Genomic DNA, 14,013 nt, shown 5'->3' with positions numbered 1-14,013 from the left:
TTTCCTTTCAACGGCTTGGGGTGCGTTCTTCACGCAACCCGCGCCTGGTGTTTCCTGTATGCGGCGGCCCAGCTCTCGGCGAAGCGGGCGATGTCATCCTCGGTTGTGTCGGGCCCCAGAGAGACCCGGATGGCCGAGCGGGCGGTGGCCTCGTCAAAGCCCATGGCGCGAAGCACCCGGCTTTCCTTCACCTTGCCCGAGGAGCAGGCCGACCCGGCGGAGATCGCGAACCCGGCGAGATCCATCGACATCACTTGGGTTTCGCCCTTCCAGCCCGGCGCTGCAAAGCAACTGGTGTTGGGCAGGCGCTTGGCCTCTTGCCCCACGAATATGGTGTCCGGCGCAGCCTCTGCCACCCTGGCTTCCAATATGTCGCGGGCCTCTGCCACGCGGGCCCAGTCACCCGCCTCCAGCCGCTTCTGCGCAGCTTCAACTGCGGCCCCGAAGCCTGCAATTCCAATCACGTTTTCGGTGCCGGAGCGGCGGCCCATCTCCTGCCCGCCGCCCTTGAGCAAGGGGGCGATATCCAGCCCCTCGCGGACGATGAGCGCGCCGACGCCCTTGGGGCCGCCCAGCTTGTGGGCGGAGAGAATGGCCAGATCGGCGCCCGACCAGCCAAAGGCGAAGGGGATGCGGCCCACGGCCTGAGTCACATCGAGCAGCAACAGCTCGCAGGGGCGCTCCTGCGGCAGTTCGGCGATCACGCCGGTTTCACTGTTGGCAAGGCCCATGGCGTAGATCCGGCCCTCGCCGGCATGGTGCGCCCAGAGCGCATCATGCGCCATCGGCTCCACCACGGCCCCGGCGGCCAGAACCTGCGCCGCCTCGGTGGCCCCGCCGGTGAACACCACCTCCTGCGGCTTGCAGCCGACGCCTGCGGCCACCTGCGCCCGCGCCCGCTCGACTGCGGCCTTCGCGGCCCGGCCCTCGGCGTGCACCGAGGAGGGGTTGCCGACAATCTCCATTGCCGCAAGCATCGCCGCCCGTGCCTCGGGCAGCAGCGGCGCCGTGGCGTTGAAATCGAGGTAGGTACGGCTCATGCCATCAGCCCCCGTTCCTTCAAACGGACGGAGTAATCCGCCAGGAGGCGCTCGGCGGCCTCCAGAGGCAGGGAAATCCGGCTGGCCGCCACCACACCTTCGGGCCGGTCATGGCCAAGAACGCGCGTGACCGTCAGCAGCACCGCGCCGCTCAGCTCGACGCGCGCGGCATCGGAGCCGGTCATCGCATTGTAGAGCCTCCCGAACAGGCCCGACGCCCGCCGCCGTGCGTTGGCCGCTTCGGCCACGCGGCGGTGCAGGTATTGCAGGGACAAGCCCTCATCCATGCCGACGGTATCGGCCATGTCGGACAGGCGCCCGACGAAAGGCGCGGCCCCGATGACGGATGGGGTCACGGCATTCGCGGTGAACTTGCCCTGACTGGATCGCTGGCTCACGCTTCGGCCTCCGCTTCTTCTTCGTCAACGACCTCGAAGAAACTCGGCACCGCGGGGCAGGTCGCCATCGGCTTTTCGATCACCGAGGCGAGCGTGGCCTGGTGCAGGTAGACATAGACATGGGAGGAAAGGCCCTCCCAAAGGCGGTTGACCATGCTCTGGGCGCGCGACCCGGAGACAGCGCCCTTGGCCCCTGCCCCGGTGTGCAGCGCGCTCACCGTCTCGTCGACCGCCTCCAGCACCTCGGCCACGCGGATTTCGTCTGGGCAGCGCGCAAGGCGGTAGCCGCCGCCCGGGCCACGCACGCTCTCCACCAGTCCGGCCTGCCGCAGTTTGACGAAGAGTTGTTCGAGATAGGACAGCGAGATGCTCTGGCGCTTGGACACGGCCGCAAGAGAAACGAGCGCCCCCTCGTCGCCGCGTTGCGCCAGGGCCAGATCGGCCAGGGCAACCATCGCATAGCGTCCTTTGGTCGAAAGCTTCAAACGTCCGGTCCTTGCGGCTGAGAGCCCCCGAGGGGCCAAATTGCATTGACGACGAAGGCAATGGCAATTACCTCCATCGCACCCGTCCGGGTGGGTTCGCGCCGATTTAGAATAATTCTAGTTTCGGCCCGCGAAAGCGTCAACCGCCCCCGGGCATAAAAGAGGACAAAAAAGGTCAGGTATGCCCGAAGTGATTTTTCCCGGCCCCGAGGGTCGGCTCGAAGGCAGGTATCACCCCCAAAAAGGCGTCAAGGACGCTCCCATCGCCATCATCCTGCATCCGCATCCGCAGTTCGGCGGGACGATGAACAACCGGGTCGTCTATAACCTGCATTACACCTTCCATAAGATGGGCTTCACGGTGCTGCGGTTCAACTTCCGGGGCGTGGGGCGCAGTCAGGGGGAGTACGACCAGGGGATCGGCGAGCTGTCGGATGCCGCCTCGGCGCTGGATTACCTCCAGTCGATGAACACCAACGCCAAGCATTGCTGGGTTGCGGGCTTCTCCTTTGGCGCGTGGATCGGGATGCAGCTGCTGATGCGGCGCCCCGAGATCACCGGGTTCATCAGTGTCTCGCCGCCCGCGAACATGTATGATTTTTCCTTCCTCGCGCCCTGCCCCAGCTCTGGGCTGATCCTGAACGGCACAGCCGACCGCGTGGCGCCGCCCAAGGACACCCACGCGCTGGTGGACAAGCTGCACGAGCAGAAGGGCATCACCATCACTCACACCGAGATCGAGGGTGCGGGGCACTTCTTTGAAGATCCCTACATGGACCAGATGTTGGGCGAGGTGGACGGCTACGTGCGCCGCCGCCTGACCGAAACCACCCGCTGACGCGGCTCAGGCGGGCGCTGCGCCCGCCGTCTCCGCGCGCTCCAGCCAGCCGCGTGCCCCGGCACGGACGGTGGCGAGGGTGATGCAGAGGGTTGCGGCAGCGAGCCCGTTGGCCACGACAGGCGGAAGCTGGTGCAGGGGCGGAACCGGTGCGCCCGCCCCGAAGATCGCATGGATCAGCAGGGGCTGGCCAACAGTAAGGCCAAAGATCACCCCGGCCATCGCGGCGAGCAGCCCCAGAAGCGGCAGGCCCGCGGGCACCTCGCCCGTGCGGCGGGCAAACAGCAGCCCGGCAGCATAGCCCGCCACACCCGCCGAAAGCAGTCCGGCGGCGGGCAGCCCCTGACCCAGCGCCCGCAACAGCAGGATTTCCGACAGGCCCAGACTGAGGGACATGGCCGCGCAGCACAGCGCGAAATAGCCGGCGACAAGGGCTTGGGTCGTCATCCTGCTCGCTCCTTCTGCTGGGCCTGTTCTGGTCAGGCCCTTGGCTCCCCTTTGGCGTTCGGGGCCCGGCCGCGCGTGCGGGGAGCGGGGGCGCGGCGGATCGCGAGCAGCTTACCCCCGTGCCCTTACTGCGCCATCCGGAAATAGGCCGCCTCGTAATTGTCTTCCATGCCTGTGACGCAAAAGCCCATGTTCATGTTCGAGGTGCCGTCGATCCGGGTGCCCGAGATCATCGAGGCCCCCTCGATCCCGTCGGCATTGGCCGAGAATTCGATGTTGGACTTGGCCACCAGCTGGCCGCCATACATCCGCAGGTCGGAGGCAAACTCCATGCCGCCAAGGCTGAGCATCTGCGCGCCGCCGCCCTCGGCGCAGTGGTCGTCGCGCCCGACCTGGAGCGTGGAGGGGGCGTTCATCGACTTGGCGCCGGTGTTGGTGGTGGCGATCACCACGTCATGCAACTGGGTGCCTTGGCTGAATTTCACCTCGCAGTTCGTCACCAGGACGATCCGTTCTAGCGGCACGCTCGGCGAGAGGGTGAGTTTGCAGTTGTTCGCCCCCATGGCCCGGTGCAGCCGCCCGGTCTGGAAATCGGCCTCGGTCAGGGTCTTGCCCGAGAGGTCCACCGCCGTCGTGGTGGTGATGTAGTCCGGCAGGAAGGTGTCTTGCTCGTCGATGAAGTTCTGGATGATGGCGGGGAGCCGGTTGATGATGCGCAGTCGGTAGACGCCGGAGCGCAGCGCGGCCTCCAGGCCTTCGTTGGTCTCAAAACCGGACTGGGGCAGCACGATATCGCCGGTGTCGGGCATCGACACGATGGTGCCGGCCTCGAAGACATTGTTCGAGTTCAGCTCGACATGGCCGTTCGCGTGGATGCAGAAGCCGTTGTAATAGTTGTTGTTCGACTGGATATCCACGACCTCCTCGGCCACGAACCCTTCCCTGAAGCAGGTGGGCCGGTAGGTGGTGAAGACCGAGTTGGTGGCCACGTCGAAGGTATCGCGCCCGACGAAGCCGAAGAGATAGGGCGTAATGCCGTTCTGATTTTCGGCAATCCGCTCTGTCGTCACCAGCACCGCATCGCGGGAGGTGTCGGAGGGGCGAAAGGCCTGCAACTCGTAGGACCAGGTCCCAAAGGTGATATCCTCGGGCCGCAGCACATCGCCGTAGACATCGGCGGGCATGCCGTAGCCCACCACGTCGAGCGCCATCTCCTTGGCTTCGGCGGCGGAGTGTGTATCGCGATAGTAGAGCGCGGCATGGGCGGCGGCGTCGGCCATGATCTGAAGCTGGCTCTGGGCCGCGCGCAGCCGGGCCACATCAAGCGCGATGGCGGCGATGACGCAGGTGGTGAGCGTCAGCATGATGCCGAGGCCGGTCACCCCGCCATAATCGTCTCGCCAGAAGCGCAGCCGGCGCCAGGCCGGCGCGGCAGCCATGGCTCAATACTCCACGAAGTGCCGCGACCCCACGGTGATAGTGGTTGTCAGGAGCGAGTTGATCAGCCCGGTCGCCGCGAGATCGGAGCTGGGGATGCGGACATAGGAGTTGACCATGCCCTGCGTCACCGAGCTTTGCACCACGGCATTGGGCGAGAGCGAGGCGAGCTGCGTGGTAATGTAGGTTTCCACCTCGTCAGAGCTCGACAGCCGCCCGATGGAGAGCGAGCGGTTTGCGTCCTGCACCACCCTGTAGGCCTGGTTTTGCCCGAAGAAGATGAAAGAGGCATCCGCCGCAAGGCAGATGAGCCCGATCATCGCGGGCACCCAGAGGGTGGCCTCCACGGTGGCGCTGCCGTCTTCGGTTTTTGCGAATGTTGCGAGCTTCCTCAAGATGCCCATCGCCCTGATCCTTCTTCACGCCCCGACCCGTGGCGACACTCGGCCCGAAACATGGCGCAAAGGGGGCAGAGGCGCGGTGCGGGGTTGAACTTCGTGCAGGATTCTAAGCAAATGCGGGCGAGCAGAACCACGAAGCCGGGAGATCCGTGATGGGCGTTTTGGAAGACCTTGCAGACGAGCTGGCGAAGGACACGATTGCAAATGCCGCCAAGCTGGGCGACGAGGATGACGTGATCCGCGCCGTGGCCAAGAAGCTGGGCACCTCCTCGACCACGATGGAAGAGGCCTTCATGACCTCGATCCGCGTGCGCCTGGCCGAACGCCGAGCGCGGGCCTTCCTGACCAAGCAGATCGAGCAGGGCTTCCTCGAGAAGGACACGGGCCCGCAGCTCATGGATGACGGTCATTGACCACTGACCTCGACCGGCAGGCGGCTTTCCTCACGGAGGCCTGCAAGCTGCGCGGCATCGAGCGGGCGTCGAAGCTGGCGGATGGCTCGCGGCACGAGAACTCGGGCGAGCACAGCTGGCATCTGGCGCTGGCCGCGTTGGTGCTGGAGGGAGAGGCGCCCGAGGGCGTGCGCATCGACCGGGTGATCCGGATGGCACTCATCCACGACCTGGTGGAAATCGATGCGGGCGATGCGCCGATTTTCGAGGCCGGGCTGGACCAGGCCGCGATCGAGGCCGCCGAACAGGCGGCGGCAGACCGGATCTTCGGGATGCTGCCCGAAGCGCAGGGCGCCGAACTGCGCGCGCTCTGGGACGAGTTCGAGGCCGCCGAAACCCCGGACGCCCGTTTTGCCAAGGCGCTCGACCGGTTTCAACCGCCACTGCTGAACCTCGCCAACGGCGGCGCAAGCTGGACACCCTATGGCGTGGATTACGGCAAGGTGGAGGCTCGCTTGCGCCCCACGATGGAACGGGGCGCGCCCGGGCTCTGGGCCTGGATCGGGCCGAAGGTGCGCGCCTTTTTCGAGCGGGAAGACGGCTGAGGGGCGCCCTGCCCTGACCGTGCGGCCTGACGGCCCTGCTCGGCCAGTGGGGGCCAGCCCCCACACCCCCGGAGGTATTTTCCGCAAGAAAATGAACAGGGTCGACGCTCAGTGGTCGGCGCACAGGTCTGCGTCGAAGGGCTTGAGGGATGGCGGCCTGTACGCATCGAGTGCGCGGTAGCGGGTGCGCGCGGGCGTGGAGATATCCCAGACGTAATCCGGGCCGATGGAGACCTCGGTGGTGCCGCCCGTGGCCGGGTCCGGCACCTTCATCCGGCCGACGCGGTGCAGCACGCGACGGCGGAGCATGCGGGTGAAGAAGCCGGGCGGACCGGACTTGTTGAAGAGCGAAGGCTCCAGCGGGTTTTCCTGCGCCTCCAGCACCGAAAGCGCCGTGCCGTCGAACTCCAGCTCCTGCTCCTGCGCGCCTTCGACAATCCAGCGCAGCGCGATGTTGGACAGGCCGGTAATATCACCACCCCCACCGACCGAGCCGTGATCGCCCGCGAACCAGAGCTGCTGGTAGCTGCGCGCCTGCTCGGGGTTTTCGCGGTTCAACTCACCGAGGTTGCCCCAGAGCGTGGGGGGAAAGGCCTTGCGGCGCTCGTCGAGTGACACCGCGTGGCGGGCGGACATGACCATCGAGCTGAGTTGCGTGTCATGAAACCCTTGGCTGCGGTTGAAGATCTGCGCCAGCCACTTGTAGTAGCCCGGAATCCCGAGCGCGCCGACGGTATCCCAGATGCCGAGGTAGGTGACGGTGAGCAGCGGCACCGGCGGATGGCCCTGAGCCGTGCGCCAGTCGGCCTCTTTCTGCGAGGTGACCACATCGGGCGAGAAGCCGAGCCGAAAGCCATGGCTCTCCTCGCTGGAGGGTTTGGTGGCCGGATCGGCGCTGCGGTAGCGCTTGAGCGCCTCCGGGGCCTTCCAGGCCTCGGTGTGGCGCGGCAGGCCCGAGGCGCGGATGAGGCCCACCAGCGACCGGGCGGTGAACGCGCCGCGCGAGAAACCGAAGATGTGGATCTCGTCCCCCGGCTCGTACTGCTCGATCAGGAAGGTGTAGCCGGCGAGGATGTTCTTCGTCACGCCGACACCGAACACCCCGCCGGTGATCTTGTCGAGCTTCTTGCGCCACCCCGTTTTGCCGAAGCCGGTGCCGACACCTGGGATGTATTTGAGGATCTGGGTCGTTCCATCCTCCGCCGTGCGCCGGGCCATGCTGTGCAGGTGAAAGACGTTGGTTGGGTGCGGCGCGTCTGGCGTGTTCCAGGTGCCGTCGCAGAAAATCGCGATGCGCTTCATGGGTAATGCTCCAGTGTCAAATGCTCCGGGCAGACCCGGCAGGAAATGGTGGCATTCTACCATGAGATGTGCGCGCTGTCGCGGGTCGGGTGACAGGGCGGCGGGGCGTGGCTAGGGTGGCGGCGCAACTTGCCGGAGGGCGCGCGCGTGTCGAACACCGCCATCATCATCCTTGTTTCGGTGGTCTTCCTCGGCCAGATCGCGCTGGTCGGGGCGCTGCTGTGGTGGGCAAAGAAGCGCGAGGCTCTGCTGCGCGCCCATTGTGCGGCGGCGGGGTGGAGCTTTGCCACCGGGCGGGAGGGCCGCAGGACGGTCACGCGCATCGGCAGCCCACGCGAGGGCTGGGAGCTGCGGATCGTGGTGCAGCGTTCGGGCAGTTCGAGCTCCAGCACCTCGACCCGCCATACCGAGTGGCGCGACCGGTCGCTTGCGTTGCCCCACGGCCTTTCGATCCTGACGCACGACATCCCGGCGAGCCGCGCCGCCGATGTGGAGCGGTTTTCCGGCATGCTGGGCGGCGGGCTGGCGCAGGCCATGCTGGGCAAGCTCCTGGGCAGCATGGCCGAGGAGGTGCCCGACCTGAAGCCGGTGCCGCTGGAGGGCAGTCCGGCACTGCTGATGGCGACACCCGGCGCAGAGGATGCGCTGCGCCCCATAGCGTTGCACCCCGCCATCCCGGCCAGCCCCCTGCCCCGCAGCGCGCGCCCGGCGATCATCCGGGGCCGTGACGGCCTGTCAATCCGCCTGCACGGCGCCCTGAAGCGCCCCGAACAGATCGACGCGGTTGTGGAGCTTGGGCAGACCCTTGCGGCAGCCCTGCGCGCCTCGGAAAGCTGAGGCCTGCGACAATCGGTATACAACGGCATACCTTCCATGCGCCAAGGATATGGGATAGGACAGCCGCAACATCCCGATTCCGCGCCGCAGCAGGTGCGCGGCGGGCCTTAACAACAGCTAGCGAGGGGGCTCCAACATGGCCGACAGCAACACGCCCGACATCATCTACACCAAGGTCGACGAGGCCCCGGAACTGGCCAGCGCCTCGCTTCTGCCGATCATCCAGCGCTTCGCCAAAGCGGCGGGCATCTCGGTGGGCACCAAGGATATTTCGCTCGCGGGCCGCATCCTGGCGACCTTCCCCGAGCACCTGAAAGACGATCAGCGCATCGCCGACGACCTCGCCGAACTGGGCGAGCTGGTGAAGACCCCCGAGGCCAACGTCATCAAGCTGCCCAACATCTCGGCCTCCGAGCCGCAGCTCGTGGCCGCGGTTAAGGAGCTTCAGGACAAGGGCTTCGCCCTGCCTGATTACCCCTACACCCCTGAAACCGATGAAGAAAAGGCGGTTCGCGCCAAGTATGACACCATCAAGGGCTCGGCGGTGAACCCGGTGCTGCGCGAGGGCAACTCCGACCGGCGCGCGGCGAGCGCGGTGAAGAACTACGCCCAGGCCAACCCGCACCGCATGGGCGAGTGGACCGCCGACAGCAAGACGCGCGTGGCCTCGATGGACGGCGATGATTTCTTCTCCAACGAGAAGAGCGCCACCCTTGGCGGAGCCGCCACCGCGAAGATCGTGCTGGAGGGCGCCTCCGGCGCGACCGTGCTCAAGGATGGCGTCAGCTACCCCGCAGGCACGGTGGTGGATGCCACTTTCATGTCTGCCTCCGCACTGGATGATTTCCTTGCCGCCGAGATCGAGAAGACCAAGCAGGAGGGCGTGCTGTTCTCGCTGCACATGAAGGCCACGATGATGAAGGTCTCCGACCCGATCATCTTCGGCCACGCGGTGAAGGCCTGGCTCGCGCCGGTCTTCGAGACGTTCGGCGACAAGCTGGAAGCGCTCGGCGTCAACCCCAACGGCGGCATGGGCGCGCTGCTCGACAAGGTGAAGGATGAGCCCGAGATCATGGTAGCCATCGAAGAGTGCCGCGATGCCCGCCCGCCGATGTATATGGTGAACTCTGACAAGGGCATCACCAACCTGCATGTGCCGAGCGACGTGATCATCGACGCCTCCATGCCCGCCCTGATCCGCGCAGGCGGCAAGGGCTGGGGACCGGACGGCAAGGAGCATGACACCGTCTGCGTGATCCCTGACAACAGCTATGCGCCGGTCTATGACGAGGCCATCGAGTTCTTCAAAGCCAACGGCAAGCTGAACCCCGCCACCGCCGGGACGGTGCAGAACCTTGGGCTGATGGCGCAGAAAGCGGAGGAATACGGCTCACACCCCACCACCTTCGAGATCCCGGAGGATGGCACGGTGAAGATGGTGCTGGAGGATGGCACGGTGCTGCACGAGCATGCGGTGAAGAAGAGCGACATCTGGCGCTCCGCCTCGGCCCGCAAGGCCCCCATCGAAGACTGGGTGAACTTGGCCATCGAACGGCAGAAGGCGACCGGCTATCGTTCGATTTTCTGGCTCGACGAAAACCGCGCCCATGACGCGCAGCTCATCGCCATCGTGAAGCCGATCCTCGAAGCCAAGGGCGTGGCCGACAAGTTCGAGATCATGGCCCCGCGCGAGGCCACCCGTGCGTCGCTGGAGACGATCACGCGAGGAGAGAACACCATCGCCATCACCGGCAACGTGCTGCGCGACTACCTGACCGACCTCTTCCCGATCCTCGAGCTGGCGACCTCCGCCAAGATGCTCTCCATCGTGAAGCTGATGCAGGGCGGCGGCCTCTTCGAGACCGGCGCCGGCGGCTCTGCCCCCAAGCACGTGCAGCAGCTGCACGAAGAGAACCACCTGCGCTGGGACAGCCTCGGCGAGTTCTGCGCGCTGGGCGAGAGCTTCCGCTTCCTCGCCGACGTTAAGGGCAACGCCAAAGCCAAGGTGCTGGGCGACGCGGTAGATACCGCCACCCAAGGCATCCTCGATCATGACCGCTCCCCCTCCCGCAAGGTGGGCGAGCCCGACAACCGCGACAGCCACTACTGGTTTGCCCGCTACTGGGCCGAGGCGCTGGCCGCGCAAAGCGCCGACGCCGAGCTGGCCGAAGAGTTTGCGCCCATTGCCAAGGCACTGGCCGAGGGCGAGGCTCAAATTACCGGCGAGCTGGCCGCGCCGCAGGGCAAACCTGCCGACACGGGTGGCTATTACATGAACGAGGCAGGCAAACTGGCCACGGTGATGCGCCCCAGCGAAACGCTGAACGCGATCATCGGATAAATCACACGCGGCGGCCCAAGTGGCCGCCGCAGTTTTGCCGGCGCTTAACCAGGTTGCGCCAAGGATGCCGAAGGCCTCAAGGAGACGCGCGAATGTCGAAGATCAAAGTCGAGAACCCGATGGTCGAGATCGACGGCGACGAGATGACCCGGATCATCTGGGACTTCATCAAGAAGAAGCTGATCGAACCCTACCTCGACATCGACCTGCTCTATTATGATCTCTCGATTCAGGTGCGTGACGAGACCGACGACCAGATCACCATCGACGCCGCCGAGAAGATCAAGGAAGTGGGCGTGGGCGTGAAATGCGCCACCATCACGCCCGACGAAGCGCGGGTGGAGGAATTCGGCCTCAAGAAGATGTGGCGCTCGCCCAACGGCACCATCCGCAACATCCTGGGCGGCGTGGTCTTTCGCCAGCCGATCATCTGCAAGAACGTGCCGCGCCTTGTGCCCGGCTGGACCTCGCCCATCGTCGTCGGTCGCCACGCCTTTGGCGACCAGTACAAGGCGACCGACTTCCACTTTCCCTCCGCCGGCAAGCTGACGATGAAGTGGGAAGGCGCCAATGGCGAGGTGATCGAGCGCGAGGTCTATGATGCGCCCGATGCGGGCGTCTACATGGGCATGTACAACCAGGATGAAAGCATCCGCGACTTCGCCCGCGCCAGTTTCAACTACGGGCTCAACGTGGGCTGGCCGGTGTATCTGAGCACCAAGAACACCATCCTCAAGGCCTATGACGGACGCTTCAAGGACCTGTTTCAGGAGATCTACGAAGCTGAATTCGAAGAGAAGTTCAAGGCCGCGAACATCTGGTATGAGCACCGGTTGATCGACGACATGGTGGCCTGCGCGCTCAAGTGGAACGGCAAGTTCGTCTGGGCCTGCAAGAACTACGACGGTGACGTGCAGTCCGACACCGTGGCGCAGGGCTTCGGTAGCTTGGGCATGATGGCCTCGCAGCTGATGACCCCGGATGGCCAGATCGTGGAGGCCGAGGCGGCCCACGGCACGGTGACGCGGCATTACCGCCAGCACCAGGAGGGCAAGAGCACCTCCACTAACTCCATCGCCTCGATCTACGCCTGGACCGGGGGCCTCAAGCACCGCGCCAAGCTCGATGGCAACGTCGCCCTGCGCGCCTTCGCCGAAACGCTGGAACACGTCATCATCGACACCGTTGAGGCGGGCCACATGACCAAGGATCTCGCCCTGCTCGTCGGCCCCGATCAGGGCTGGCTCACCACCATCGGCTTCCTCGAGAAGATCGACGAGAACCTGAACAAGGCGCTGACCGGCTGAGTCAAAAGGGCCCGCTCGGCGCGGGCCCTTCCTCGTTTCAACGCCCGAAGTAAGCGTTCACGGTGTCGCGCGCGACCTCCTGAAGGAAGGCGGCATCCTCCGCGCCGACCTTGCCGAAGTAGTCGTATTCATTGCCCACAGGATCGGCGCCATAAAGCGTCGCATAGGCTGTGGCGGCCGCGAGGAAGCTGCCGAGCAGGCTGGGGTGCGACCCGTCATAATCCTTGTGCAGAGCCATCTCCGGGCGGCGCTTGTAGGCCTCCTCGAAGGCCAGCGCGACGGGTATGACGATGGCGTCGAGCTCATTTCCCGCCTCGGTATAGAACCGCTCGTTTGCGCGGATATTCTCGGGGTCGGCGCTCTTGTGCGGGTCCACATAGGCATGCGGCATGTAGAGCGCGACCTTGCCGCCGCGCTCGGAAATCAGCGCCGCGGCGGCCTTCGCAGCCTCCATGTAGCGCGTCTGGTTCTTCTCCGAGAGCGCGGCGTTGGAGTGGCCCTGAAGGATCACCAGTTCGAAAGGCTCTTCCACCCCGATCGCGCCGGGCTGGGTGAGCCAATCGATGTTATGATGGTCCAGCCGCGCACCACCGATGGTGGCCGATTTGTACTGCGGCTCGACATCGGTGCCCGCCATGACCATGCGGCGCAGGTGATTGTGCAGGCTGTCGTTGTAATACAGGTAGCTGTTGCCCACGAGCAGCACGCGGGCCGGGCTTTCGGCCTGCGGCTGGGTCACGGAGGGCGAGGCCTCCTGCGCCGCGAGCGGCTGGAGTGTGAGCGGTGTAAGGCATGCGGCCATCATGGCCGCGCGGAGCACTGTCCGGCGGATCATCTTGTTTCCTCCCATTGGATGTGTCTGCGCGTTTCGCAGAAGATGTGCCAGCACTGTCGGGGGCTACCGGAGAGCTGACAACGCAAAAATATGCTCACAGCAGACAACCTATCCAACCGAAACATTATCAATGGTTTACATGGCGAACCTGAACCAACGCCGCGCTCTCGACGTGCGAAAACCCACACACTCAATCGCGGCTCTGTGTGAACATCCACACAGCGATGACTCGCCACGCCCGCCGCCATGAGCTACAGCGGACAGAACGGCGCGCCGTGATCCCTCCTCCTTGCTTTCGGTGCCATCATGCCCAAGACCTATCTCTTCCTCGTGCTCGCCATCGTGGCGGAAACCATCGGCACGGTGGCCCTGCCGGCGACCAAGGGCTTCACTCGGCTGGCGCCCGCCGCCGTCGTGGTCGTCGCCTATGCGGTGTCGTTCTACTTTCTGTCCCTGACGGTAAGGGTGATGCCGGTGGGTGTGGTCTATGCCATCTGGTCGGGCCTCGGCATCGTTCTGATCGCGCTCATGGGCTTCCTGCTTTACAACCAGCGGCTCGATCTGCCCGCCGTGCTCGGCCTCGGCTTGATCCTCTCCGGCGTCCTCGTGCTGCATCTTTTCTCGGCAACCACTGGCCACTGAGGCCCGCCCATCGGGCAACGGACGCCACGTCACACCCGCAGCCTTTCGCGCGGGTTTGACGCCACCCTCCCCCTGCGCCACAGCAGGCTCATGGCGCTTGCTGACGAAAAACCGCATTACACCCTCCTCGAAGATGCCCAAGGCCTCCTGATCGCCTCGGCGCAGGCCGCCCTCGGCGTGCACCTGCTGCGCGCGGCGGGCCTCATCTCTTCTGGCACGGCGGGCACCGCGCTGATCATCGCCTACCTCTCGGGCTGGTCCTTCGCGCTGGTGTTCTTCACCATCAACATCCCCTTCTACGCCTTCGCATGGGCCGCGCGCGGCCCCGCCTTCTGCCTGAAGTCTCTGGCCACCGTCACGCTGATGTCTCTGATGACAGCGGCGCTGGACCCGCTCCTGCTGATCGAGCATATCCACCCCGCCGCCTCTGCCGTGCTCTTCGGGGTGGCGGCGGGTGTGGGGCTGCTCGGCCTCTTCCGCCACACGGCCTCGCTCGGCGGAGTTTCGATCATCGCCCTCATCCTGCAAGACAGATACGGCTTCCGCGCGGGTTGGACGCAACTGATCCATGACGCAGTGCTCTTCACCGTCGCCGCCTTCGTACTGCCGCTCTCCGCCGTGGGCTGGTCGCTCCTCGGCGCGGTCATCCTCAACCTCGTGGTGGCCTTCAACCACCGGCGCGACTGGTATGTTGTCACATAGCCCC

The 14,013-nt window shown here is 65.5% G+C and carries 16 protein-coding genes; 8 read left to right on the top strand and 8 right to left on the bottom strand.

What is annotated here, in order from left to right; genetic code table 11:
• Positions 1 to 29: 29 nt before the first annotated feature.
• Genes DYI42_RS10595 through DYI42_RS10585 form a run of 3 tightly spaced genes read right to left on the bottom strand, consistent with a single transcriptional unit; the run spans position 30 to position 1,923 of the window.
• A complete protein-coding gene (locus tag DYI42_RS10595) occupies positions 30 to 1,040 on the bottom strand; it encodes a cysteine desulfurase family protein (RefSeq protein ID WP_213545910.1) in 1,011 nt (336 codons plus the stop codon).
• Positions 1,037 to 1,438, bottom strand: a complete 402-nt coding sequence (locus DYI42_RS10590) for a hypothetical protein (protein WP_213545909.1) — start codon at positions 1,436 to 1,438, stop codon at positions 1,037 to 1,039. Before DYI42_RS10590 ends, DYI42_RS10595 begins: the two co-directional genes overlap by 4 nt.
• The gene (locus DYI42_RS10585; RefSeq protein ID WP_213545908.1) at positions 1,435 to 1,923 is read right to left on the bottom strand and encodes an Rrf2 family transcriptional regulator; all 489 of its coding nucleotides are present in this window, start codon (positions 1,921 to 1,923) and stop codon (positions 1,435 to 1,437) included. Before DYI42_RS10585 ends, DYI42_RS10590 begins: the two co-directional genes overlap by 4 nt.
• 181 nt (positions 1,924 to 2,104) lie before the next feature.
• Here DYI42_RS10585 and DYI42_RS10580 point away from each other — a divergent pair, with 181 nt between their 5' ends.
• Positions 2,105 to 2,761: an alpha/beta hydrolase gene (locus DYI42_RS10580; protein ID WP_213545907.1), complete on the top strand. Its 657-nt coding sequence runs from the start codon at positions 2,105 to 2,107 to the stop codon at positions 2,759 to 2,761.
• Positions 2,762 to 2,767: 6 nt separating this feature from the next.
• On the opposite strand, the gene DYI42_RS10575 is transcribed toward DYI42_RS10580, so the two are convergent.
• The 3 genes from DYI42_RS10575 to DYI42_RS10565 all read right to left on the bottom strand — a co-directional run bounded on the left by DYI42_RS10575 (position 2,768) and on the right by DYI42_RS10565 (position 5,049).
• Positions 2,768 to 3,208, bottom strand: coding sequence for a hypothetical protein (locus DYI42_RS10575; RefSeq protein ID WP_213545906.1), 441 nt, complete (start codon positions 3,206 to 3,208; stop codon positions 2,768 to 2,770).
• A gap of 125 nt (positions 3,209 to 3,333) precedes the next feature.
• Positions 3,334 to 4,647, bottom strand: a complete 1,314-nt coding sequence (locus DYI42_RS10570; protein ID WP_244867827.1) for a pilus assembly protein TadG-related protein — start codon at positions 4,645 to 4,647, stop codon at positions 3,334 to 3,336.
• A 3-nt stretch (positions 4,648 to 4,650) separates the two neighbouring features.
• On the bottom strand, positions 4,651 to 5,049 hold the full coding sequence (locus DYI42_RS10565) for a TadE/TadG family type IV pilus assembly protein (RefSeq protein WP_213545905.1): 399 nt from the start codon (positions 5,047 to 5,049) through the stop codon (positions 4,651 to 4,653).
• A 149-nt stretch (positions 5,050 to 5,198) separates the two neighbouring features.
• Here DYI42_RS10565 and DYI42_RS10560 point away from each other — a divergent pair, with 149 nt between their 5' ends.
• Both DYI42_RS10560 and DYI42_RS10555 read left to right on the top strand, forming a co-directional pair.
• A complete protein-coding gene (locus tag DYI42_RS10560) occupies positions 5,199 to 5,459 on the top strand; it encodes a hypothetical protein (RefSeq protein ID WP_213545904.1) in 261 nt (86 codons plus the stop codon).
• On the top strand, positions 5,456 to 6,043 hold the full coding sequence (locus DYI42_RS10555; protein WP_213545903.1) for an HD domain-containing protein: 588 nt from the start codon (positions 5,456 to 5,458) through the stop codon (positions 6,041 to 6,043). Before DYI42_RS10560 ends, DYI42_RS10555 begins: the two co-directional genes overlap by 4 nt.
• 108 nt (positions 6,044 to 6,151) lie before the next feature.
• On the opposite strand, the gene DYI42_RS10550 is transcribed toward DYI42_RS10555, so the two are convergent.
• Positions 6,152 to 7,345 carry a DUF2235 domain-containing protein gene (locus DYI42_RS10550; protein ID WP_213545902.1) on the bottom strand — a complete coding sequence of 398 codons (1,194 nt, stop codon included), beginning with the start codon at positions 7,343 to 7,345 and terminating at the stop codon, positions 6,152 to 6,154.
• 147 nt (positions 7,346 to 7,492) lie between these two features.
• Between DYI42_RS10550 and DYI42_RS10545 the strand changes: the two genes are divergently transcribed.
• From DYI42_RS10545 to DYI42_RS10535, 3 genes are all read left to right on the top strand, one after another.
• On the top strand, positions 7,493 to 8,182 hold the full coding sequence (locus tag DYI42_RS10545) for a hypothetical protein (protein WP_213545901.1): 690 nt from the start codon (positions 7,493 to 7,495) through the stop codon (positions 8,180 to 8,182).
• Positions 8,183 to 8,318: 136 nt separating this feature from the next.
• On the top strand, positions 8,319 to 10,523 hold the full coding sequence (locus DYI42_RS10540; RefSeq protein WP_213545900.1) for an NADP-dependent isocitrate dehydrogenase: 2,205 nt from the start codon (positions 8,319 to 8,321) through the stop codon (positions 10,521 to 10,523).
• Between the two features lie 92 nt (positions 10,524 to 10,615).
• Entirely contained in the window at positions 10,616 to 11,830 is a 1,215-nt protein-coding gene (locus tag DYI42_RS10535) for an NADP-dependent isocitrate dehydrogenase (RefSeq protein ID WP_213545899.1), read from the top strand.
• Positions 11,831 to 11,867: 37 nt separating this feature from the next.
• Here DYI42_RS10535 and DYI42_RS10530 read toward each other — a convergent pair whose 3' ends face one another.
• Positions 11,868 to 12,665 carry a hypothetical protein gene (locus DYI42_RS10530; protein WP_213545898.1) on the bottom strand — a complete coding sequence of 266 codons (798 nt, stop codon included), beginning with the start codon at positions 12,663 to 12,665 and terminating at the stop codon, positions 11,868 to 11,870.
• A gap of 306 nt (positions 12,666 to 12,971) precedes the next feature.
• Between DYI42_RS10530 and DYI42_RS10525 the strand changes: the two genes are divergently transcribed.
• Both DYI42_RS10525 and DYI42_RS10520 read left to right on the top strand, forming a co-directional pair.
• Positions 12,972 to 13,307, top strand: a complete 336-nt coding sequence (locus tag DYI42_RS10525; RefSeq protein ID WP_213545897.1) for a DMT family transporter — start codon at positions 12,972 to 12,974, stop codon at positions 13,305 to 13,307.
• A 90-nt stretch (positions 13,308 to 13,397) separates the two neighbouring features.
• A complete protein-coding gene (locus DYI42_RS10520) occupies positions 13,398 to 14,009 on the top strand; it encodes a YitT family protein (RefSeq protein ID WP_213545896.1) in 612 nt (203 codons plus the stop codon).
• Positions 14,010 to 14,013: the final 4 nt, after the last annotated feature.

Origin of the sequence: Vannielia litorea, from assembly GCF_018424695.1 — a bacterium.
Classification (GTDB): Bacteria; Pseudomonadota; Alphaproteobacteria; order Rhodobacterales; family Rhodobacteraceae; genus Vannielia; species Vannielia litorea_A.
Note: the sequence above shows the minus strand (reverse complement) of the source record. Positions and strands in the feature narration are given on the sequence as shown.

Bases quoted from the DNA above. Each gene is read 5' to 3' on its own strand.
- DYI42_RS10595 (WP_213545910.1), bottom strand. From the start codon at position 1,040: ATGAGCCGTACCTACCTCGATTTCAACGCCACGGCGCCGCTGCTGCCC.
- DYI42_RS10520 (WP_213545896.1), top strand. From the start codon at position 13,398: ATGGCGCTTGCTGACGAAAAACCGCATTACACCCTCCTCGAAGATGCC.
- DYI42_RS10565 (WP_213545905.1), bottom strand. From the start codon at position 5,049: ATGGGCATCTTGAGGAAGCTCGCAACATTCGCAAAAACCGAAGACGGC.
- DYI42_RS10560 (WP_213545904.1), top strand. From the start codon at position 5,199: ATGGGCGTTTTGGAAGACCTTGCAGACGAGCTGGCGAAGGACACGATT.
- DYI42_RS10550 (WP_213545902.1), bottom strand. From the start codon at position 7,345: ATGAAGCGCATCGCGATTTTCTGCGACGGCACCTGGAACACGCCAGAC.
- DYI42_RS10530 (WP_213545898.1), bottom strand. From the start codon at position 12,665: ATGATCCGCCGGACAGTGCTCCGCGCGGCCATGATGGCCGCATGCCTT.
- DYI42_RS10525 (WP_213545897.1), top strand. From the start codon at position 12,972: ATGCCCAAGACCTATCTCTTCCTCGTGCTCGCCATCGTGGCGGAAACC.
- DYI42_RS10540 (WP_213545900.1), top strand. From the start codon at position 8,319: ATGGCCGACAGCAACACGCCCGACATCATCTACACCAAGGTCGACGAG.
- DYI42_RS10580 (WP_213545907.1), top strand. From the start codon at position 2,105: ATGCCCGAAGTGATTTTTCCCGGCCCCGAGGGTCGGCTCGAAGGCAGG.
- DYI42_RS10575 (WP_213545906.1), bottom strand. From the start codon at position 3,208: ATGACGACCCAAGCCCTTGTCGCCGGCTATTTCGCGCTGTGCTGCGCG.
- DYI42_RS10535 (WP_213545899.1), top strand. From the start codon at position 10,616: ATGTCGAAGATCAAAGTCGAGAACCCGATGGTCGAGATCGACGGCGAC.
- DYI42_RS10570 (WP_244867827.1), bottom strand. From the start codon at position 4,647: ATGGCTGCCGCGCCGGCCTGGCGCCGGCTGCGCTTCTGGCGAGACGAT.